Raw genomic sequence first — 20,824 nt, 5'->3', positions numbered from 1 at the left:
GCCGGTACACGGTGGCACCGCCCGCCGTCACCCCACCGTGGCACCCTTGACGCATGCCCGAAGGTGACACGGTCTGGCAGGCCGCGCGGCGGCTGCACGAGGCCCTCGCGGGCAAGGCGCTGACCCGCAGCGACTTCCGGGTGCCCAAGTACGCGACGGTCGACCTCACCGGCCGTACCGTCCTGAACACCATCCCGCGCGGCAAGCACCTGCTCACCCGCTTCGAGGGCGGCCTCACCCTGCACACGCACCTTCGGATGGAGGGGGCGTGGAAGGTGTACGGGATGGGCGAGCGCTGGCGCGGCGGACCCGCGCACCAGATCCGCGTGGTGCTCGGCACCGCCGACCGCACGGCCGTCGGTTACCGCCTCCCGGTCCTGGAACTGCTGCGCACGACGGAGGAGGAGCGCGTCGTCGGCCACCTCGGCCCCGACCTGCTCGGCCCGGACTGGGACCCCGAGCGGGCCCTGGCCAACCTCCTCGCGGACCCCGCCCGCCCGCTCGGCGAGGCCCTGCTCGACCAGCGCAATCTGGCCGGCATCGGCAATGTCTACAAGAGCGAGCTGTGCTTCCTGCTCGGCGTGACGCCCTGGCTGCCCGTCGGCGCGCTGCCCGCGGACCGCGCCGCGAAACTGCCCGCCCTCGCCCAGAAGCTGCTGGAGACCAATCGCGACCGCCCGGTCCGGCAGACGACGGGCCTGCGCGGCAAGGACCTGTTCGTCTACGGCCGCGCGCCCCGCCCGTGCCTGCGTTGCCGTACCCCCGTCCGGGTCGCCGACCAGGGAGACGGCTCGCAGGACCGCCCCACCTACTGGTGCCCGGCGTGCCAGGCGGGCCCCACTCCCGCGCCGGGAGCACCGCAGAGATGGCGGGAGCGCCATCCCCGCCGCACCAGTTGACGGTCCACTAATTGACGGGCCGTCAGAAACCCTCGTACGGTCCCTGCATGGCCCTCACGGCGTACGACCTCACCGGGCGCACCGCGTTCGTCACCGGAGCCGCCGGCGGCATCGGCCGGACCTCCGCCGTCCTGCTCGCCGAGGCGGGCGCGACGGTGCACTGCGCCGACCGGGACGCGGACGGCCTGCACGGCACGGCCGAGCTGATCAAGAACCGCGGCGGCACGGCACACCTCCACGTCCTCGACGTCACCGACCGGGCGCGGCTCGCCGAGGCCGTACGGTCCTGCGGGCGCCTGGACGTGCTGGCGGCCATCGCCGGGATCATGCACAGCAGCCCCGTCCTGGAGACGCGGGACGAGGATCTCGACCGGGTGCTGAACGTCAACTTCAAGGGTGTGCTGTACGCGTGCCAGGAGGCGGCCCGGCTGATGCTCGCCCACGGCACCCGGGGCAGCATCGTCACGATGGCCTCCGGCGCGGTCGACACCGGCGGTGCCGGGCTGCTCTGCTACGGCGCGGCGAAGGCCGCCGTGGTGCAGCTGACGAAGACGCTGGCCACCGAGGTCGGCCGGCATGGCATCCGGGTCAACGCGATCGCGCCGGGCTGGGTCCGCACCCCCATGACCGACCGCCACGACCGCGAGGCGCAGGCGCACACCGAAGCCGTGATGGCCCGGATGTCGCCGCTGGGCCGGGTCGGCGAGCCCGACGACGTGGCGCACGCGGTGCTTTATCTGGCGTCGGACGCGTCGGCGTTCACGACGGGCCAGATACTTCGCCCGAACGGGGGTGTGGCGATGCCCTGGTGACGTCCCCCGCCCGCCAGGCGGCCGTCCACCGCCCCGTCGGCACGGCCCCCGCCGCCCGCTCCTTGGACGCGCAGTGCACGGGCAGCAGGCTCAGCCCCCACCCGCCGGCCGCAACGGCCCCCTCGACGACTCCGGCGCCCTCCCCCAGAGCGATCCTCAGCACGGCCCACCACCACACCGCGCCCAGCGTCAGCGCGGCGCCCCAGCGCGTCATCCGCCCCACCATGCCGCCACCTCCAGCCGGACGCTAGAACGCTGCCCCATCCACGCGGAAGGCGCACCAAGGGCTCACCGATGCAACACCGGGCAACCGGCCCCGGGCCGAACCGCTACGCATGTTCCGCCTGGAACATCCAGTGATGCTTCTCCAGGTCCGCCGTGACACCGATGAAGATGTCCTGGGAGACGGGGTCCGCCTCGCCGGTCGCCGCAACCCGCTCCCGCATCCGGACGATCACCGCGCCGAGCGCGTCCACCATCGTCCCGACCGCATCCGTGTCCTTGATCCAGCCGGCCGGGGTGTTCCCGATGCCGCTGCCCGAGGCCACGGTGGCCGCGCGCCCGTCCGGTGGGACACCCAGCGCCGACGCCCGCTCGGCCACCGTGTCGGAGTGGGCGCGCGCGGAGTCGACGACCTCGTCGAGCTGGAGGTGGATGGAGCGGAAGCGGGGCCCGACGACGTTCCAGTGGATCTGTTTGGCGACCAGCCCCAGGTCCACCAGGTCCACGAGTGCGCCCTGCAGCGCCTCGGACACGGTCTTCAGGTCCGCATCGGCCAGCCGGCTCTTCACGACGTACATCCGCTTCCTCCGTGCTTCGGTGCCGTCACGTCAACCCCTTCACCATGACCGCCCCACGGAATACCGGCAAATGGACGCAAAAAGCTTGAACGGCGCAGGCGTCGGCAGCGACGCAAAAGCCCTGGCCGGGCTCCCCAGGTCTTCCTGGAGAAGCCCGGCCAGGGCTTCACACGTATCGGGTGGTCAGGCCGCGCAGGCGAACCTCACGCGGCGACGACGTCCACCGCTTCGGCGGGCGCCTTGATGGTCACTCGTTCCGGTGGCACGCCCTTCACCGACACAGAGCCCAGCATCGGGCGGACCGGCGTGGGCACGCGCTCGGTGGCCGCAGCGGACTGCGCCAGCTCGGCGAGCGCCAGCTCGTCGCTCACTTCTCGCATGAGTTCCGACATCCGTACGTCCAGCGCGTCGCAGATGGCGGCGAGCAGTTCGGAGGAAGCCTCCTTCTGCCCCCGCTCCACCTCGGAGAGATAGCCGAGTGAGACTCGGGCGGACGAGGAGACTTCGCGCAGAGTACGGCCCTGGCGTTGGCGCTGCCGACGCAGCACGTCACCCAGCAGGCGACGGAGCAGAATCATCGGTGGCTCCCTCCTCGGACCGCGTAGCCGCATCCTTCTCGCCCCACCGTACCGCCTCGCGCCGCGGCCGTGCGGGGAGCGATGTCGTGTTCACTCAGGGCTGCAAACATCAAAACCCCCCGTTCTGTTCCGTATCCTGTGCCCGCTCATTTCCGGTCTGTTCGCCCGCAAGCTCCTTCAGAAGCAGTGCGAGTACGCTCCGTACACTCTCCATACGGATTTCCGCGCGGCGGCCGTTCAACCGCAGGGCCTCGACTTTTCCGCCACCGGCAGAACCAGTGCCGTCGGTGAGGGGGCCGTCGACGGCCACGAACACCGTCCCGACGGGCTGGCCGTCCTGCGGATCGGGACCGGCCACACCGGTCGTCGCGATGCCCCAGTCGGCCCCCAGCGCCTTGCGCACGCCGGCCGCCATCTGGGCCGCGACCTGCGGATCCACCGCTCCACGCTCGGCCAGCAGGGTGGCGTCGACACCCAGCAGCTCGTGCTTGAGCCTGGTGGCGTAGGCGGTGACCGAACCCTGGAGGACCTTCGACGCTCCGGGGACCGCCGTGATCTCGGCCGCGACCAGGCCACCGGTGAGCGACTCCGCGACGGCGAGGGTCTCGCCCCTCACGGTCAGTAGTCGCACAAGTTCGGTGGCCGTAGAACTCACGCTTCCTCATCCCCCAACGCTGCCGCGCGCTCGGCGATTCCCCGCCGGCGCAGGACAATGGCCTGTCTTACGTAGTCGAGGCCGGTCACGACGGTCAGGACGACGGCCGCGGCCATCACCCAGAACCTCAGCGTGGCCAGCCACCCCGTCAGTGGCAGGACGTACATCCCGACGGCGATGCCCTGGGTGAGCGTCTTGAGCTTGCCGCCCCGGCTGGCCGGGATCACGCCGTAGCGGATGACCAGGAAACGCAGCAGGGTGATCCCGAGTTCCCGGCCGAGGATCACACCCGTCACCCACCACGGCAGATCGCCCAGGTAGGACAGACAGATGAGCGCCGCCCCCATGATCGCCTTGTCGGCGATGGGGTCGGCGATCTTCCCGAAGTCGGTGACCAGGTTGTAGGTGCGCGCCAGGTGCCCGTCGAACAGGTCCGTGATCATGGCGATGGCGAAGGCCGCCCAGGCCAGGGCACGCCAGGCCGGGTCGTAGCCGCCGTTCGCCAGCATCAGTGCCACGAAGCCCGGCACGAGGACCAGCCGGAGCATGGTCAGCAGGTTGGCGACGTTCCACACGCTGGCCTGGTTGACGGCCGCCGCGGCCAGCTTCGCGCCGCGTGGCGGCCGACCGCCGGCCTGGTCGGGAGCCGGACCGGCTGGACCGGAAGCGGAACCGGAGACCTGGGGAGCGCCGTCGGCAGCCGCGGCGGAACCCCGGGCGCGCTGCCCGCCGGAGGAGCCGCCCGCGGCGGATGCCGGGACTCCGGTCATCTGCCCGCCTCCTCACTACACGCGAACGAGCCGGTGAGCGGCTCGGCCACCAGGTCGACACCTTCCGTACCGACCACCTTCGCCTCGACCATACGTCCGACGCTCAGGCCTTCGCCGCTCGTGAGCAGTACCTGGCCGTCGGTCTCCGGGGCCTGGTGCGCGGCGCGGCCGTACACGCCGTCCTCGTCCTCCTCGTCCACGGACTCCACGAGGACCCGCACGGTCTCCCCGACGCGCTCCTCGGCGCGCTGCGAGACCAGTTCCTCGGCGAGCCGGGAGATGTGGGCGAGGCGCTCGGCGACGACTTCCTCGTCGAGCTTGTTGTCGTACGTCGCCGCCTCGGTGCCCTCCTCGTCCGAGTACCCGAAGACGCCGATGGCGTCCAGGCGGGCGCCGGTCAGGAAGCGCTCCAGTTCGGCGAGGTCGGACTCGCTCTCGCCGGGGAAGCCGACGATGAAGTTCGAGCGCACGCCGGCCTCGGGGGCCTTGTTCCGGATCGTGTCGAGCAGTTCCAGGAAGCGGTCCGTGTCGCCGAAGCGGCGCATGGCGCGCAGCACGTCGGGCGCGGAGTGCTGGAAGGACAGGTCGAAGTACGGCGCGACCTTCGGGATGGAGGTCAGTACGTCGATGAGGCCGGGGCGCATCTCGGCCGGCTGGAGGTAGCTGACGCGCACGCGCTCGATGCCGTCGACCTCGGCCAGCTCGGGCAGCAGGGACTCCAGCAGCCGGATGTCGCCCAGGTCCTTGCCGTAGGAGGTGTTGTTCTCGGAGACCAGCATGATCTCCTTCACGCCCTGTTCGGCCAGCCACCGCGTCTCGTTCAGGACGTCGCTCGGGCGGCGTGAGATGAAGGAGCCGCGGAAGGAGGGGATGGCGCAGAACGAGCAGCGGCGGTCGCAGCCGGAGGCGAGCTTCACCGAGGCGACCGGGGCGCCGTCCAGGCGGCGGCGCAGGGGCGCGCGGGGGCCGGAGGCGGGTGCCAGGCCCTCGGGGAGGTCGGTGGGGCCGTGGCCGGGCAGCGCGACGGCGGCGGCCGATTCCTGCCGCTCGGCCGGGCTGATCGGCAGCAGCTTGCGGCGGTCGCGCGGGGTGTGCGCGGCGTGGATGCCGCCGGAGAGGATGGTCTGCAGGCGGTCGGAGATGTTCGCGTAGTCGTCGAAACCGAGCACGCCATCGGCCTCGGGCAGCGCCTCGGCGAGCTCCTTGCCGTACCGCTCGGCCATGCAGCCCACCGCCACGACGGCCTGGGTTCTCCCGTGTCCCTTGAGGTCGTTGGCCTCCAGCAGGGCGTCGACGGAGTCCTTCTTGGCGGCCTCCACGAAGCCACAGGTGTTGACCACGGCGACATCGGCGTCCCCGGCGTCCTCGACGAGCTGCCAGCCGTCCGCCTCCAAACGGCCTGCGAGCTCCTCCGAGTCCACCTCGTTACGGGCGCAGCCGAGAGTGACAAGTGCGACGGTACGGCGTTCAGGCATGGGCTCAAGACTACTTTGTCTGTCTGACACCCGATGTCGACGGGGTTGGCGATCTTGGCCAACCCCGTCGGTTCGGCTCGCGGACGCTCCCTTTTGTCCAACCACCCGCGGGTGCTGTGCGGCCTCGGGGCTATCCGACCTCGGGGTCGCCCTTCGTGTAGGTGAGGCGCTCCACCGCGCCCGGCTGGAAGTCGTCCTCGATCTTCTTGCCGTTGACGTAGAGCTGGATGGCGCCGGCGTCACCCAGGATGAGATTGATCTTCGAGCTGTCCTGGAACGTCTTGGACTCGCCCTGCTTCAGCAGCCCGTCGAAGAGCATTCGGCCGTTGTGGTCCTTGGCGGAGATCCAGCTGCGTCCGTTCGCCGCGCTGACCTGAACGGTCACCTTGTCCTGCGGGGCGGCGGCGATGGCGCTGTCGGACGGCTCGGCGGTCGGCGAGGCCGGCTTGTCCTTCTTGGGCGTGGGCGAGGCGGACTTGGTCTTCGTCGGCGTGCTGCCCTCGGCGACCTGCGACTTCGAGTCGCCTCCGTCGCCGCCCTTGACCGCGGTGAACCCCACGAAGCCGATCACGACGACGATCGCGGCCACCATGGCCGCGGTCCAGTTGGGCCCCCGCCGCTCGGGACGGATCCGTTCGGCCTCGAACAGGGGCGCGGCCGGGGTGGGGGCGGGACGCCCGCCGTGCTCGGCGTCGAACCGCGCGATCAGCGGTGCGGGATCCAGGTGCACGGCCCTGGCCAGCGTGCGGATGTGTCCGCGGGCGTACACGTCGCCGCCGCAGGGCGCGAAGTCGTCCGCCTCGATGGCGTGCACGATCCCGATACGGACACGAGTGGCACTGCTGACGTCCTCTACCGTGAGCCCGGCCGCGACACGCGCCTCCTGCAGGGCGCGGCCCACGGAGGGAAGGGCCTCCTGGGACTCGTCTGGGAACGGACGCTCGTCTTCAGGGGAGTTGCCGATGGACACGGGGGCGCCTTTCGAGCGTGTAGCCACCTGTGCTGGAAGCTCAGTCTAGGGGGGGTGTGAAAGGACGGGGCAACCGGGCGCTGAACTTTGTACGCCATCGGAACGGCCGGTCATCCCGGTGGCGGATCGGGCACGGATCCCCGCAAAGGAACCACACTTCCCCTCTCGCTCAACTTGACGTACGGCAAAGGGAAACGGTTGCCCGCCGATCTCTAACGGGTGGATCACGACGATGCCGCCGCCCGGCGTAACCCGCGTCCGCCGGACGGCCCGCAGCGTGTTGCGCCTACCCCTAGGACTCCCCGCGAATCACGGCGAGCACGCCGTCCAGCTCGTCGGGCTTCACGAGAACGTCACGCGCCTTGGAACCCTCGCTGGGCCCGACGATGTTCCGGGACTCCATGAGGTCCATCAGCCGCCCGGCCTTGGCGAAACCGACGCGCAGTTTGCGCTGCAGCATCGACGTCGACCCGAACTGGGTGGAGACGACCAGCTCGGCCGCCTGGCACAGCAGGTCGAGGTCGTCGCCGATGTCCTCGTCGATCTCCTTCTTCTGCTTTGTTCCCACGGTGACGTCGTCGCGGAAGACCGGCGCCATCTGGTCCTTGCAGTGCTGTACGACGGCCGCGACCTCGGCCTCGGTGACGAACGCGCCCTGCATACGGGTCGGCTTGTTCGCGCCCATCGGCAGGAACAGGCCGTCGCCCTTGCCGATCAGCTTCTCGGCGCCGGGCTGGTCGAGGATGACCCGGGAGTCGGCGAGCGAGGAGGTGGCGAAGGCCAGCCGCGAGGGCACGTTGGCCTTGATCAGACCGGTGACGACGTCGACGGAGGGGCGCTGGGTGGCGAGCACCAGGTGGATGCCGGCCGCGCGCGCGAGCTGCGTGATGCGCACGATCGCGTCCTCGACGTCCCGCGGGGCGACCATCATCAGGTCGGCCAGCTCGTCGACGATCACCAGCAGGTACGGGTACGGCTGCAGCTCCCGCTCGCTGCCCTCGGGCGGCTTGACCTTGCCCTCGCGGACCGCGCGGTTGAAGTCGTCGATGTGCCGGTAGCCGTAGGCAGCCAGGTCGTCGTACCTGAGGTCCATCTCGCGGACGACCCACTGCAGCGCCTCGGCGGCCCGCTTGGGGTTGGTGATGATCGGCGTGATCAGGTGCGGGATGCCTTCGTAGGCGGTCAGTTCGACGCGCTTGGGGTCGACCAGGATCATCCGGACGTCCTCCGGAGTCGCCCGCATCATGACCGAGGTGATCAGGCAGTTGATGCAGGACGACTTGCCGGAGCCGGTGGCGCCGGCGACCAGCATGTGCGGCATTTTCGCCAGCGAGTGCATCACGTACCCGCCCTCGACGTCCTTGCCGAAGGCGACCAGCATCGGGTCGTCGTCCTCGGCGGACTCCGCGAGGCGCAGCACGTCCCCGAGGTTGACCATCTCCCGGTCGGTGTTCGGGATCTCGATGCCCACCGCGGACTTGCCGGGGATGGGGCTGATGATCCGCACGTCGGGGCTGGCGACCGCGTAGGCGATGTTCTTGGTCAGCGCGGTGATCCGCTCGACCTTCACGGCGGGGCCGAGTTCGACCTCGTAGCGCGTGACCGTCGGACCGCGCGTGAAGCCGGTGACGGCCGCGTCGACCTTGAACTCGGAGAAGACCTGGGTGAGCGAGGCGACGACCGCGTCGTTGGCCGCGCTGCGCGCCTTGCCGGGGCCGCCGCGCGTGAGCAGGTCCAGGGAGGGCAGCCCGTAGGTGATGTCCCCGGCCAGCTGGAGCTGTTCCGCGCGAGGAGGCAGGTCGCGCGGCTCGTCGGGAGCCTTCTTGGTGAGGTCGGGAACGGACTTGGTCAGGTCCGGCACGGACTTGGTGAGGTCGGGGAGACTCTCGGCCTTGAGCTTGTCCTGCCTGAGCTTCTCCTGCTCGGGGCGGGCGGCCGGGACCGGGGTCGGCGTGGGCACCGGTGTGGTGTCCTCGCGCTCGCCCACGCTGACGCCCTGGGTGAGGTCCGCGACGAGCGGGGACGGCGGCATGCCGTGCAGCACGGCGCCGTCCAGCGCGGCTGCCGCGGCGGCGGCGACGTCCACGGCGTCCATCTGCCGCTTCGGGTCGGGCTGCGGCACCGCGGAGCGCCTGGGGCGGCCACGGCGCCGCGCGAGGGCCTCCTCCTCGACGTCTGCGGTGTCGTACGCCTGGGGGGCGCTCCGGCGCCTGCGGGGGCGCGCGGGCAATGCCTCGCGCCACTGCTCCTCGTAGCGCTCGTCGTCCTCGGCGTACTCCTCGTACTCTTCGTACTCCTCGGCCTCGTGGTCGTGCAGGACACCCAGGCGCACGCCGAGCGCGCGCAGCCGCTGCGGGATGGCGTTGACCGGGGTGGCGGTGACCACGAGCAGCCCGAAGATCGTCAGCAGCACCAGCAGGGGTACGGCCAGCACCTCGGTCATGGTGTACGTCAGCGGGGTCGCCGCTGCCCAGCCGATGAGGCCGCCGGCGTCCCTTATGCCCTGCATGCCGTCGCTGCGGGCGGGCGAGCCGCAGGCGATGTGGACCTGGCCGAGCACGCCGATGACAAGCGCGGACAGGCCGATCACGATCCGGCCGTTGGCCTCCGGCTTCTCCGGGTGCCGGATGAACCGTACGGCGATCACCGCGAGCAGTATCGGCACCAGTAGGTCGAGCCGGCCGAAGGCACCGGTCACCAGGATCTCCACCAGATCGCCGACCGGGCCCCTCAGGTCGGCCCAGGTGCCGGCGGCGACGATCAGCGCGACACCGAACAGCAGCAGCGCGACGCCGTCCTTGCGATGTGCCGGGTCGAGGTTCTTCGCGCCGCGCCCTATGCCGCGGAAGACGGCGCCGACGGCGTGCGCGACGCCGAGCCAGAGGGCACGCACGAGCCGGTAGATGCCCCCGGTGGGACTGGGGGCCGGCTTCGGCGGCGCGGCCTTCTTGGCGGGCGCTTTCTTCGCGGGCGCCTTCTTGGCCGGGGCCTTCTTCGCGACGGCTTTCTTCGCCGGACCCTTCGCGGGAGAGGCCGCCTTCTTCGCGGGCTGCTTCTTGGCTGCGGAGGGACGTGAGGCCATGGGTGTGAGGTTACCGGGGGAGACGACAGCGGACACGTGTGCCCAGGGCTTCACCCGTTCGTGTCGCCCTTGCCGTGGCACGGAACTGACGCACGCTCATGGGCAACTGTCCCGTCGCGTACGTCAGTTCTGGGTCGGCACCGACGCTCTGCCGCCGCCCGTACCCGGCTCCAGGGCGTCGAGCGCACGGCGCAGCCCGGTGAGCTTGCGTTCCAGATGGGCCGCCGTGGCGACCGCCGCCGCGTCCGCGGACTCGTCGTCCAGCTGCTTGGACAGCGCCTCGGCCTGCTCCTCGACGGCCGCGAGCCGCGCGGACAGCTCGGCGAGCAGCCCGGCCGACTCCTTGCCGGCGACCGCGCCCTTGCCACCGCCCTCCAACTGCAACCGCAGCAGCGCCGCCTGCTCCCGCAGCTGACAGTTCTTCATGTACAGCTCGACGAAGACCGAGACCTTCGCGCGCAGCACCCACGGGTCGAACGGCTTGGAGATGTAGTCGACCGCGCCCGCCGCATAGCCCCGGAAGGTGTGGTGCGGCCCATGGTTGATCGCGGTGAGGAAGATGATCGGGATGTCCCGGGTCCGCTCACGCCGCTTGATGTGAGCGGCGGTCTCGAACCCGTCCATGCCCGGCATCTGGACATCCAGCAGAATGACCGCGAAATCGTCCGTGAGCAGTGCTTTGAGCGCTTCCTCCCCGGACGATGCCCGCACCAGTGTCTGATCGAGCGCAGAGAGGATGGCCTCCAGCGCCAGCAGATTCTCCGGCCGGTCATCGACCAGGAGGATCTTGGCCTTCTGCACCATGGCCCGCCCTCCTCGCCCCGGCGCTACACCGGGCGCCGCCCCAGGGGACGACTCCCTGTCGCCGCCCGTCCTTGTGCCGGTCATCGTAGCCGCACCCCGCCTGTCGCCACACCCTGTCACCGCGATGTCACTGTGCACACAGCGGAAACGCGGAGAGAGTCCCGAAGGTTCCCGGAATACCAGATTCCATCACGTCTCCGGGGAGTGCGGGCCGACGGCTCCGCACACACACCCGACGTTCCCGCAACGTTCACGCACGGTCGGAAAGTTCCCTCACTCCGCCCCCATCCACTGCCGCATCACCGTCAGCAGATGATCCGGGTCGACCGGCTTGGTCACGTAGTCGGAGGCGCCCGACTCGATCGCCTTCTCCCGGTCGCCCTTCATCGCCTTCGCAGTGAGCGCGATGATCGGCAGCCCCGCGAACTGCGGCATCCTGCGGATCGCCGTGGTCGTCGCGTACCCGTCCATCTCGGGCATCATGATGTCCATCAGCACGACGGCCACGTCGTCGTGCTGCTCCAGCACCTCGATGCCCTCACGGCCGTTCTCGGCGTACAGCACCGAGAGCCCGTGCTGTTCCAGGACGCTGGTGAGCGCGAAGACGTTGCGGATGTCGTCGTCGACGATCAGCACCTTCTCGCCGCCGAACCGCACCGCGCGGGCCGGCTGCTGCGCGCACTCCTGCTCGGACAGCGCCGACCACGGCTCGGGCCGGGGCTCGACCTGCGGCAGGCCCCGGCGACGGCGCCGGAAGAGCGCCGCGGGACCGTTCTGCGTCTCCCGGTACGACTTCACCTCCGCCGGCATCTCGATCTCCACGACGGACAGCTCCGAGGACAGCTGTGTCTCGGAGGCGAGCAGTTCGCCGGCCTCCAGCGGGGCCACCGACTGCTGGTAGCCCTGCGGCGGCAGTTCGCTCAGGTGCAGCGGCAGATACAGCGTGAACGTCGAGCCGCGGCCCGGCTCGCTCTGCGCGTGGATCTCACCGCCGAGCAGCTGCGCGATCTCCCGGGAGATCGACAGTCCGAGGCCGGTGCCGCCGTACTTGCGGCTGGTCGTGCCGTCCGCCTGCTTGAACGCCTCGAAGATCACCCGCATCTTGCTGGCCGCGATGCCGATGCCCGTGTCGGTCACCGAGAACGCGATCAGCGGCGCGTCCGGGTCGGTGAGCGAACCGGCCTCCAGCAGCTGCTCCCGGATGGACTGCGGCACGCCCACGCCGGCCGGCCGGATCACCAGCTCCACCGACCCGGAGTCGGTGAACTTCACCGCGTTGGACAGCAGGTTGCGCAGCACCTGCAGCAGCCGCTGCTCGTCGGTGTGCAGGGTGGCGGGCAGCTCCGGGGAGACCCGTACGGACAGGTCCAGGCCCTTCTCCGCGGTCAGCGGCCGGAAGGTGGCCTCCACGTAGTCCACGAGCTGGACGAGGGCGATGCGCGTCGGGGAGACGTCCATCTTGCCCGCCTCGACCTTCGACAGGTCCAGGATGTCGTTGATCAGCTGGAGCAGGTCGGAACCGGCGCCGTGGATGGTCTCGGCGAACTCCACCTGCTTCGGTGAGAGGTTGCCCTCGGCGTTGTCGGCGAGCAGTTTGGCCAAAATCAGCAGCGAGTTGAGCGGCGTGCGCAGCTCGTGCGACATGTTGGCGAGGAACTCGCTCTTGTAGCGCATCGACACCGCGAGCTGCTCGGCGCGCTCCTCCAGGACCTGCCGGGCCTCCTCGATCTCGGTGTTCTTCACCTCGATGTCCCGGTTCTGCCGGGCCAGCAGCTCGGCCTTCTCCTCCAGTTCGGCGTTGGAGGCCTGAAGGGCCTTCTGCCGGTTCTCCAACTCGGCGGATCGCTCCTGCAGTTGCTCGGTCAGCCCCTGCGACTGCTTCAGCAGCTGCTCGGTCTTGGTGTTGACCGAGATGGTGTTGACGCTGGTCGCGATCATCTCGGCGATCTGGTTGAGGAAGTCCTTCTGGATCTGCGTGAACGGCGTGAAGGAGGCCAGCTCGATCACGCCGAGCACCTTGCCCTCGAAGAGGACAGGCAGCACGATCACCTGCGCGGGCGGGGCCTCGCCCAGCCCGGACGAGATCTTCAGGTAGCCGCTGGGCGCCTTGTCCACCAGGATCGTGCGCTTCTCCTGGGCAGCCGTGCCGATCAGCGCCTCACCGGGCCGGAACGACGTCGGCATGGAGCCCATCGAGTAGCCGTACGAGCCCAGCATCCGCAGCTCGTAGGCCTCCTTGCCGTCGGCCACGTCCTTGCCGTCGACGAGCGGCAGGGCCAGGAAGAACGCGCCGTGCTGAGCGGAGACCACAGGCGTCAGCTCGCTCATGATCAGAGAGGCGACGTCGTCCAGGTCACGGCGGCCCTGCATCAGCGCGGAGATACGGGCGAGGTTGCCCTTGAGCCAGTCCTGCTCCTTGTTGGCGATCGTGGTGTCGCGCAGGTTGGCGATCATCTTGTTGATGTAGTCCTGGAGTTCCTGGATCTCGCCGGACGCGTCGACGTCGATCTTCAGGTTCAGGTCGCCACGGGTCACCGCGGTCGCCACGCGCGCAATGGCACGCACCTGCCGGGTCAGGTTCCCGGCCATCTCGTTCACCGACTCGGTGAGGTCGCGCCAGGTGCCGTCGACGTCGCGCACGCGTGCCTGGCCGCCGAGCTGTCCCTCCGTACCCACCTCGCGGGCCACACGCGTGACCTCCTCGGCGAAGCTGGACAGCTGATCAACCATCGTGTTGATCGTCGTCTTCAGCTCAAGGATCTCGCCGCGTGCGTCAATGTCGATCTTCTTCGTCAAGTCACCCTTGGCGATGGCCGTGGTGACCATGGCGATGTTGCGCACCTGACCGGTCAGGTTGGACGCCATCTGGTTCACGGACTCGGTGAGGTCCTTCCAGGTGCCGGCCACACCCGGTACGTGCGCCTGGCCGCCCAGGATGCCGTCCGTGCCCACCTCACGGGCCACCTTGGTGACCTGGTCCGCGAACGAACTCAGTGTCTTGACCATCGTGTTGATGGTGTCGGCGAGCTGGGCGACCTCGCCGCGGGCCTCGATCGTCACCTGCCGGGTCAGGTCGCCATTGGCGACCGCCGCCGCGACCTGGGAGATGTTCCGCACCTGCATGGTCAGGTTGTTGGCCATCAGGTTTACGTTGTTGCTGAGGTCCTTCCAGATGCCGGTGACGCCCGGCACGTGCGCCTGGCCGCCCAGGATGCCCTCGGTGCCCACCTCGCGGGCCACACGAGTCACCTGCTCGGCGAAACTGGACAGCTGGTCGACCATCGTGTTGACCGTCGTGACGAGCTCAAGGATCTCGCCCTTCGCGTCAACGGTGATCTTCTTGGACAGGTCGCCCTTGGCGACCGCGGTCGTGACCTCGGCGATGTTGCGCACCTGGATCGTCAGGTTGTTCGCCATGAAGTTCACGGACTGCGTGAGGTCCTTCCAGGTGCCGGAGACACCCTGCACCTCGGCCTGACCGCCGAGGATGCCCTCCGTGCCCACCTCACGGGCCACGCGCGTGACCTCCTGGGCGAACGACGACAGCTGGTCGACCATCGTGTTCAGGGTGTTCTTCAGCTCCAGGATCTCCCCGCGCGCATCCACGGTGATCTTCTGGGAGAGGTCACCGCGCGCCACGGCGGTGGCGACCTGGGCGATGTTGCGCACCTGGGCCGTGAGGTTGCCGGCCATGCCGTTCACGGAGTCGGTCAGGTCCCGCCACACACCGGCCACGCCCGGCACCTGCGCCTGCCCGCCGAGCCGCCCCTCGGTGCCCACATCGCGCGCGACGCGGGTCACCTGGTCCGCGAAGGCGGACAGCTGATCAACCATCGTGTTGATCGTGTTCTTCAGCTCAAGAATCTCGCCGCGCGCGTCAACGTCGATCTTCTGCGACAGGTCGCCGCGCGCCACCGCCGTCGTCACCTGCGCGATCTGCCGCACCTGGGAAGTGAGGTTGCCGGCCATGAAGTTGACGGAGTCCGTCAGCTCCTTCCAGGTGCCCGACACTCCGTCCACCCGGGCCTGACCGCCCAGGCGGCCCTCCGTACCCACGTCCCTGGCCATCCGGGTGACCTGGTCGGCGAAGCTCGACAGCTGGTCCACCATCGTGTTCACGGTGTTCTTCAGCTGGAGCATCTCGCCGGAGACGTCCACGGTGACCTTCTGGGACAGGTCGCCGTTCGCCACCGCCGTCGTCACCTGGGCGATGTTGCGCACCTGCCCGGTGAGGTTGCGGAATGCAGTGTTGACGGAGTCCGTCAAGTCCTTCCACGTACCGGCCGCGCCCGACACCTGCGCCTGGCCGCCCAGCTCACCCTCGACACCGATCTCCCGCGCGACCCGGGTCACCTCGGCACCGAACGCCGACAGCTGGTCCACCATGCCGTTGACGGTGTTCTTCAGCTCCAGCATCTCGCCGGCCACGTCCACGGTGACCTTCTGCGAGAGGTCACCGCTCGCCACGGCGGTCGTCACGGCCGCGATGTCACGCACCTGAGTGGTCAGGTTCCGGAACACCGTGTTGACGGAATCCGTCAGGTCCTTCCACGTACCCGCCGCGCCCGGCACGTTCGCCTGCCCGCCGAGCCGCCCCTCCGCGCCGACCTCGTTCGCCACGCGCGTGACCTCGTCCGCGAAGATCCGCAGCGTCTCGGTCATCTGGTTGATCGTCTCGGCGAGCTGCGCGACCTCACCGCGCGCCGGCACCGTCACCTTCTGCGACAGGTCGCCGTTGGCGACGGCCGTGGTCACCTGGGAGATCCCGCGCACCTGAGCGGTGAGATTGCCGGCCATCGTGTTGACGGAGTCGGTCAGCTCCTTCCACACACCGGCCACCCCGGGCACCTGCGCCTGGCCGCCCAGAATGCCCTCGGTGCCCACCTCACGGGCCACCCGGGTCACCTCGGAGGAGAACGAGGAAAGCTGCTCCACCATCGTGTTGACGGTGTTCTTCAGCTCCAGCATCTCGCCGGCGACATGCACGGTCACCTTGCGTGACAGGTCACCGCGGGCCACGGCCGTCGTCACCAGGGCGATGTCCCGCACCTGCGCCGTCAGCCGGTTCGCCATCGTGTTGACGGACTCGGTCAGGTCCTTCCACGAACCCGACATACCGCGCACCCGGGCCTGACCGCCGAGCTTGCCCTCGGTGCCGACCTCGCTGGCCACGCGCGTGACCTCGTCCGTGAACGTCGAGAGCTGGTCGACGAGATTGTTGACCGTACGGCCGACCTTCAGGAACTCGCCGCGCAGCGGATGCCCGGTGCCGTCCGGGGCCTGCGTCCGCAGGTCCATCCGCGGCGACAGATCACCCTCGGCCACCGCCGTCAGCACCCGGCTGACCTCGGAGACCGGCCATACGAGATCGTCGACCAGCGCGTTGGAGGCGTCGATGGCAGCCGCCCAGGAGCCCTCGCAGGCGCCCGTCTCCAGCCGTTCCGTGAGTTTTCCCTCACGCCCCACCATGCGCCGCACCCGCGACAGCTCACCCGTCAGATGCATGTTGCGGTCGGCGACCTCGTTGAAGACCGCCGCGATCTCCGACATCACGCCGTCGCCGGACACCGTCAGCCGCTTGCGGAAGTTGCCGTCACGCATCGCCACCAGGGCCGCCAGCAGGCGGTTCAGGGCAGCCGCGTCCACAGCGGTGGTGCCCCCGTTCTTGCCCAGGGACGGTCCGCCCTTCGCACGCGTCTTCGTGCCCCGCGTCGCTGCGCCAGACTCCACTGTGTCCCTCCCGCAGGGGTCGACCATTACTGCTCTGCTCGGCCACTCGGCCCGGCACGCCGCTCACTCGGCATACCGGTTACTTCCGCGTACCAGTTACTGCTGCGTATTTCTGCCAGACGAGATCCGGCCACACCAAGAGCTGCTGCCCGCCGTACACGGAACACACGCAAGCCGACCCGACCTTCATCAGAAGCTTGCCCAGTGTTTCACCCCGGCCGAACCAGGCCATAACAGTTCGGCAGCTTCGCACATCGTCCGCACACCCTGGGGGGTAAACACCGCGACCGGCATCCGCTCGGACGGTGAAGGTAAGTAACCTTGCATGCGGCTGTCCAGCCGTACCGGTCCGACCGGCCTGGGCGCTGGCACGAGCACGAGCGGGCATCGGAGGGGCGGCCCAGACCATGACCACCGGACTGATCCCTGGGGGACAGCCCCCGGAGCCACGGCCGACGGGCGAGCGGATGCCGCAGCAGCGGCGCGAGCCGGACGGCCATTCAGCCCTGCACGCCGACAACCGGCCGAGGAGTTCTGTGATCACCGCGCGCGCGGCTGCCAGCTTCGAGCCCGTCGGGCGATCGGTCGCGACCGCCCGGTCCTTCGTCCGGGACACCCTCCAGGGCTGGGGCTTCGCCGACATCGTCGACGACGCCGTCGTCCTCACCAGCGAGCTGGTGACCAACGCGGTCGTCCACGCGGGCACGCACGCGGAGGTGCTGTGCCTGCGCACCGAGGACGGCGTGCGCATCGAGGTCTCCGACCGCTACCCGGAGCGCGAGGTCCCCCTCCAGACCTCCGCCGCCACGATGGGCAACCCCGACCGCGAGGGTGGCCGCGGCCTCCAGCTCTGCGCGGCGCTCGCCGCCCGCTGGGGCGTGGACTACACGCCCACGCACAAGAACGTCTGGTTTCATCTGGCGCTGCCCGAACGCCCCGTGGGCACCCGCGCCGCCGGCCCCTGCCTCCCCGCCGACCTGCTTCCGCTGGCCGACGGACGGGTCCGCGTCGCCGTCCTCCAGGTCGACCGCAAGGGCTCTCTCACCTCCTGGAACGAGGACGCGGAGGAACTCTTCGGCTACGCGACGTCCGAGGTCATCGGCAAGCCCCTGACCGACTTCGCGGCCTGGCCGCACACCCCGGGCACCGGCACCGGCATCGCCGAGGCGCTCCAACTGTCGCGCTGGGAGGGCAGTTACGGGATCCGCGGCGCCGACGGCCGGGTCGCCCCGGTGTACGCCTCCCACCTGAGGGTCCGCGACACCGGCGGCGAACCCTCCACCGTCTGCCTGCTGGTACGGGACCACGAACGCGCTGTCCTGCAGACGCCGTTGCGCGTCCCGGCCACCGACCAGGTCCCCTCCCCGGACGGCCAGAGCACCGACCCCTTCGAGGTGTTCATCGGCTCCCCCGCCCCGGACGACCTCGACGGCCTCCTGCAACGCACGGTGGAGCGCGCCCGCGACATGCTCGACGGCGACTCCGCGTTCCTGCTGCTGGCCACCGACGACGAGACGGAACTGGAGGTCCGCGCCTCCACCGGCCTGCCCTCCGCCCGCCAGCGCTTCGCCCGCGTCCCGGTCGAGGCGGGCCCCGGCCGCTACGGCTCCGCGCGCATGCCCGCCGTCCACGACGATCTGACCGCCGTACCGGGCGCCGTGTCGCTGCTGTCCGGCACCGGCATGCGCTCGGTCGTCACCGTCCCGCTGAAGGTCGAGGGCCGCCTGACCGGCTCCCTCGGCGTCGCGGCCGAGGCACCGGGCCGGTACTCCAACGAGGAGGCGCTGCGCCTCCAGTTCGCCGCCGACCGCATCGCCCTGGCCGTCGAGTCGGCCCGCCTGGGCGAGCTGGAGCGGCTGCGCCGCGGCTCCCTCAGCTTCCTGGTCGAGGCCTCCGACCTGCTGGCCGGCACCCTCGACCGCGACCAGACGCTCGCCCTGATGGCGCAGATGACGGTCCCGACCCTGGCCACCTGGTGTGCGGTCTACACGATCGCCGACCAGGCTTCGGAGCCGTACCTGTCGTACGTCCTGCACGAGGACGAGGAACTCATCGACGGCATCAAGTCGTTGCTCTCCAAGATCCCCGCGCCCGACCCCGTACCGACCCCCGGCGCCCGCGTCTGGACGACCCCCGGCGCGGTGGCGCACCAGGCCGCCCTGCGCACCTCGATGCGCAGTCTCGGCCTGGCCGGGGGCCCCACGCAGCAGGTCGCCGCGGGCATCGGCCCGACCCTCGCCACGGCCTCCGCGGTCGGCGGCGAGACGGTCGTGCTGCCGCTGGTCGCCCGCAACCGCGTGATCGGCATGCTGACCCTCGGCAAGCCCACCGACGAACACTTCCGCCAGGAAATCCTGGAACTGGCCGAGGACCTGTCCCGCCGGGCCGCCCTGGCCCTGGACAACGCCCGCCTGTACTCGGAGCGCACGGCCATCAGCCAGGCCCTCCAGCGCAGCCTGCTCCCGCCCGGCCTGCCGCACATCGACGGCGTCGAGGTCGAGGTCATCTACCGCGCGGCGGGCGAGGGCAACGAGGTCGGCGGCGACTTCTACGACGTCTTCCCCATCGGCAACGGCGCCTACGGCTTCGCCATCGGCGACGTCTGCGGTACGGGACCGAACGCGGCGGCGGTCACGGGCCTCGCCCGGCACGCGCTGCGCCTGCTGGCCCGCGAGGGCCTGAGCGGTCCGGCTGTCCTGGAGCGGCTGAACTCCGCCATCCTCGACGAGGGCGACCGCAGCCGCTTCCTGACGCTGCTCTACGGCGAGCTGCGGACGCAGCAGGACGGCAGCGTCGAGCTGAAGGTGGTCTGCGCCGGCCACCCGCTCCCGCTGCGCCTGCGCCAGGACGGCACGGTGGTGGCGGCGGCCGAACCGCAGCCGCTGCTCGGCGTCATCGAGGACCTGGAGCTGTACGAGCAGACGGTCATGCTCGATCCGGGAGACGTTCTGCTGTGCGTCACCGACGGCGTCACCGAACGCCGGGAGGGTTCGCGCATGTTGGGCGACGACGGCCTCGCCGACGTCCTCACCACGTGCACGGGTCTGACGGCCGGCGCGGTCGCGGCCCGCATCAAGCGCGCGGTGGAACGCTTCGCGTCGGACGCCCCGTCGGACGACATGGCGATTCTGGCGATGCGCGTCCCGGGCCTCCACACGGACTGAGGCCCGGCGCCCGCCCGCCGGGCGCACGAAAAAGGCCCACCCTTTCGGGTGGGCCTTTCTGCTGGAGCCCCCAAACGGAATCGAACCGTTGACCTTCTCCTTACCATGGAGACGCTCTGCCGACTGAGCTATAGGGGCCTGTCGCTTTCGAGGTTTCCCTCGCGGCGACAAGAAAACCATACCCTGAACAGGCCCGATCTCCCAAACTCGTTCGGGCACCGATCAGAAGGCGGGCTGGAGCAGTCCCCCAAGAGCGTTGCAGGCGGACACGATCCGCTGCATCTCCCGCTTCGTCAGCGTGGCGTCCACGGGCAGCGCCAGCGTCTCGTCGGCGGCGACCTCGGTCTCCGGCAGCGCCACGCAACGCCGGAACTCGGGCAGCCGGTGCACGGGCGTCTTCACTGGCACCCGGCACTCAACGCCCTTGGCCCGCAGGGCCCGAGCGAAGGCGTCCCGGTCCGGCCGGCCGTTGCCCGGTACACGCACGACGTACTGCTGATAGGTGTGCCCGTCACCGCCGTCAGGCGTCCGTACGCCCTTGAGCTTGCTGTCGAGGTACGCGGCCCGCTCCCTGCGCTGCGCGACCTCGTCGTACGGCGCCTCGGACTCGCCCTGTTCCAGCACCAGCAGCTCGTGGCGCTGCCCGAGCGCGTGCAACCGGCCGATGTCGGCACGCCGTCCGAAGCGGTGTACGACAACGACGGCCGCCGTGTGGGAGGTTATCGCCGCTTCGACAGCGGACGGGTCCAGGCAGTAGGTGACCGGATCTATGTCGGCGAACACCGGGGACGCGCCCGCCAGGGTCACGGCCTCGGCGACCTCGACGTTCCCGAAGGCCGGTACGACGACCTCGTCACCGATTCCGACGCCGGCAGCCCTGAGCATTGCAGCAGTACCCATGTGCTGGATGCTCGGCGCGCAACGTGAACGACACGTTAAGCAAAACGTAAAAAGGTCGGACCCTGAACCGAAGTTCAGGGTCCGACCTTATTAAAAGGAGTTCGGCGGCGTCCTACTCTCCCACAGGGTCCCCCCTGCAGTACCATCGGCGCTGTGAGGCTTAGCTTCCGGGTTCGGAATGTAAC

At 70.0% G+C, this 20,824-nt stretch carries 14 protein-coding genes, 1 tRNA gene and 1 rRNA gene; 3 read left to right on the top strand and 13 right to left on the bottom strand.

Translation table 11 applies throughout. The annotated features are described in order from the left end of the window. Positions 1-53 precede the first annotated feature (53 nt). Together ACWD3E_RS29280 and ACWD3E_RS29275 are read left to right on the top strand one after the other, a co-directional pair. Positions 54-899 (top strand): Fpg/Nei family DNA glycosylase, encoded by an 846-nt coding sequence (locus ACWD3E_RS29280; RefSeq protein WP_451390575.1) that lies wholly within the window; start codon positions 54-56, stop codon positions 897-899. Positions 900-946: 47 nt separating this feature from the next. Then, the gene (locus ACWD3E_RS29275; RefSeq protein WP_451390574.1) at positions 947-1,711 is read left to right on the top strand and encodes an SDR family NAD(P)-dependent oxidoreductase; all 765 of its coding nucleotides are present in this window, start codon (positions 947-949) and stop codon (positions 1,709-1,711) included. Here ACWD3E_RS29275 and ACWD3E_RS29270 read toward each other — a convergent pair. The 10 genes from ACWD3E_RS29270 to ACWD3E_RS29225 form a co-directional block, all read right to left on the bottom strand. Continuing rightward, a complete protein-coding gene (locus ACWD3E_RS29270; RefSeq protein WP_451390573.1) occupies positions 1,659-1,937 on the bottom strand; it encodes a hypothetical protein in 279 nt (92 codons plus the stop codon). The genes ACWD3E_RS29275 and ACWD3E_RS29270 overlap by 53 nt on opposite strands. 103 nt (positions 1,938-2,040) lie before the next feature. Beyond that, positions 2,041-2,511, bottom strand: coding sequence for a Dps family protein (locus tag ACWD3E_RS29265; protein ID WP_451349288.1), 471 nt, complete (start codon positions 2,509-2,511; stop codon positions 2,041-2,043). A gap of 203 nt (positions 2,512-2,714) precedes the next feature. After that, positions 2,715-3,089, bottom strand: a complete 375-nt coding sequence (locus ACWD3E_RS29260) for a helix-turn-helix domain-containing protein (protein ID WP_451349289.1) — start codon at positions 3,087-3,089, stop codon at positions 2,715-2,717. A gap of 109 nt (positions 3,090-3,198) precedes the next feature. Continuing rightward, entirely contained in the window at positions 3,199-3,744 is a 546-nt protein-coding gene (locus tag ACWD3E_RS29255) for a CinA family protein (RefSeq protein WP_451390572.1), read from the bottom strand. Further along, positions 3,741-4,514 carry a CDP-diacylglycerol--glycerol-3-phosphate 3-phosphatidyltransferase gene (gene pgsA / locus ACWD3E_RS29250; RefSeq protein WP_451390571.1) on the bottom strand — a complete coding sequence of 258 codons (774 nt, stop codon included), beginning with the start codon at positions 4,512-4,514 and terminating at the stop codon, positions 3,741-3,743. Before pgsA ends, ACWD3E_RS29255 begins: the two co-directional genes overlap by 4 nt. Further along, positions 4,511-5,989 carry a 30S ribosomal protein S12 methylthiotransferase RimO gene (gene rimO / locus ACWD3E_RS29245; RefSeq protein WP_451390570.1) on the bottom strand — a complete coding sequence of 493 codons (1,479 nt, stop codon included), beginning with the start codon at positions 5,987-5,989 and terminating at the stop codon, positions 4,511-4,513. Before rimO ends, pgsA begins: the two co-directional genes overlap by 4 nt. 130 nt (positions 5,990-6,119) lie before the next feature. Further along, the gene (locus ACWD3E_RS29240; protein ID WP_451390569.1) at positions 6,120-6,959 is read right to left on the bottom strand and encodes a helix-turn-helix domain-containing protein; all 840 of its coding nucleotides are present in this window, start codon (positions 6,957-6,959) and stop codon (positions 6,120-6,122) included. A gap of 292 nt (positions 6,960-7,251) precedes the next feature. After that, positions 7,252-10,041 (bottom strand): DNA translocase FtsK, encoded by a 2,790-nt coding sequence (locus ACWD3E_RS29235; protein WP_451390568.1) that lies wholly within the window; start codon positions 10,039-10,041, stop codon positions 7,252-7,254. A gap of 123 nt (positions 10,042-10,164) precedes the next feature. Then, positions 10,165-10,845 (bottom strand): response regulator, encoded by a 681-nt coding sequence (locus ACWD3E_RS29230; RefSeq protein ID WP_451349295.1) that lies wholly within the window; start codon positions 10,843-10,845, stop codon positions 10,165-10,167. Between the two features lie 273 nt (positions 10,846-11,118). Then, a complete protein-coding gene (locus ACWD3E_RS29225) occupies positions 11,119-16,575 on the bottom strand; it encodes a HAMP domain-containing protein (RefSeq protein ID WP_451390567.1) in 5,457 nt (1,818 codons plus the stop codon). A 407-nt stretch (positions 16,576-16,982) separates the two neighbouring features. Between ACWD3E_RS29225 and ACWD3E_RS29220 the strand changes: the two genes are divergently transcribed. After that, on the top strand, positions 16,983-19,739 hold the full coding sequence (locus ACWD3E_RS29220; RefSeq protein ID WP_451390566.1) for a SpoIIE family protein phosphatase: 2,757 nt from the start codon (positions 16,983-16,985) through the stop codon (positions 19,737-19,739). A gap of 62 nt (positions 19,740-19,801) precedes the next feature. Here ACWD3E_RS29220 and ACWD3E_RS29215 read toward each other — a convergent pair. From ACWD3E_RS29215 to rrf, 3 genes are all read right to left on the bottom strand, one after another. Next, positions 19,802-19,877 (bottom strand) — tRNA-Thr (locus ACWD3E_RS29215). Between the two features lie 84 nt (positions 19,878-19,961). Continuing rightward, positions 19,962-20,624, bottom strand: a complete 663-nt coding sequence (locus ACWD3E_RS29210; protein ID WP_451390727.1) for a DegT/DnrJ/EryC1/StrS family aminotransferase — start codon at positions 20,622-20,624, stop codon at positions 19,962-19,964. Positions 20,625-20,738: 114 nt separating this feature from the next. Beyond that, positions 20,739-20,824: ribosomal RNA gene (rrf, locus tag ACWD3E_RS29205) — 5S ribosomal RNA — on the bottom strand; the annotation flags it as partial.

It is taken from the genome of Streptomyces sp. NPDC002676, from assembly GCF_053592455.1.
The sequence above is the reverse complement of the archived record's forward strand: the minus strand, read 5'-3'. Positions and strand labels throughout refer to the sequence as shown.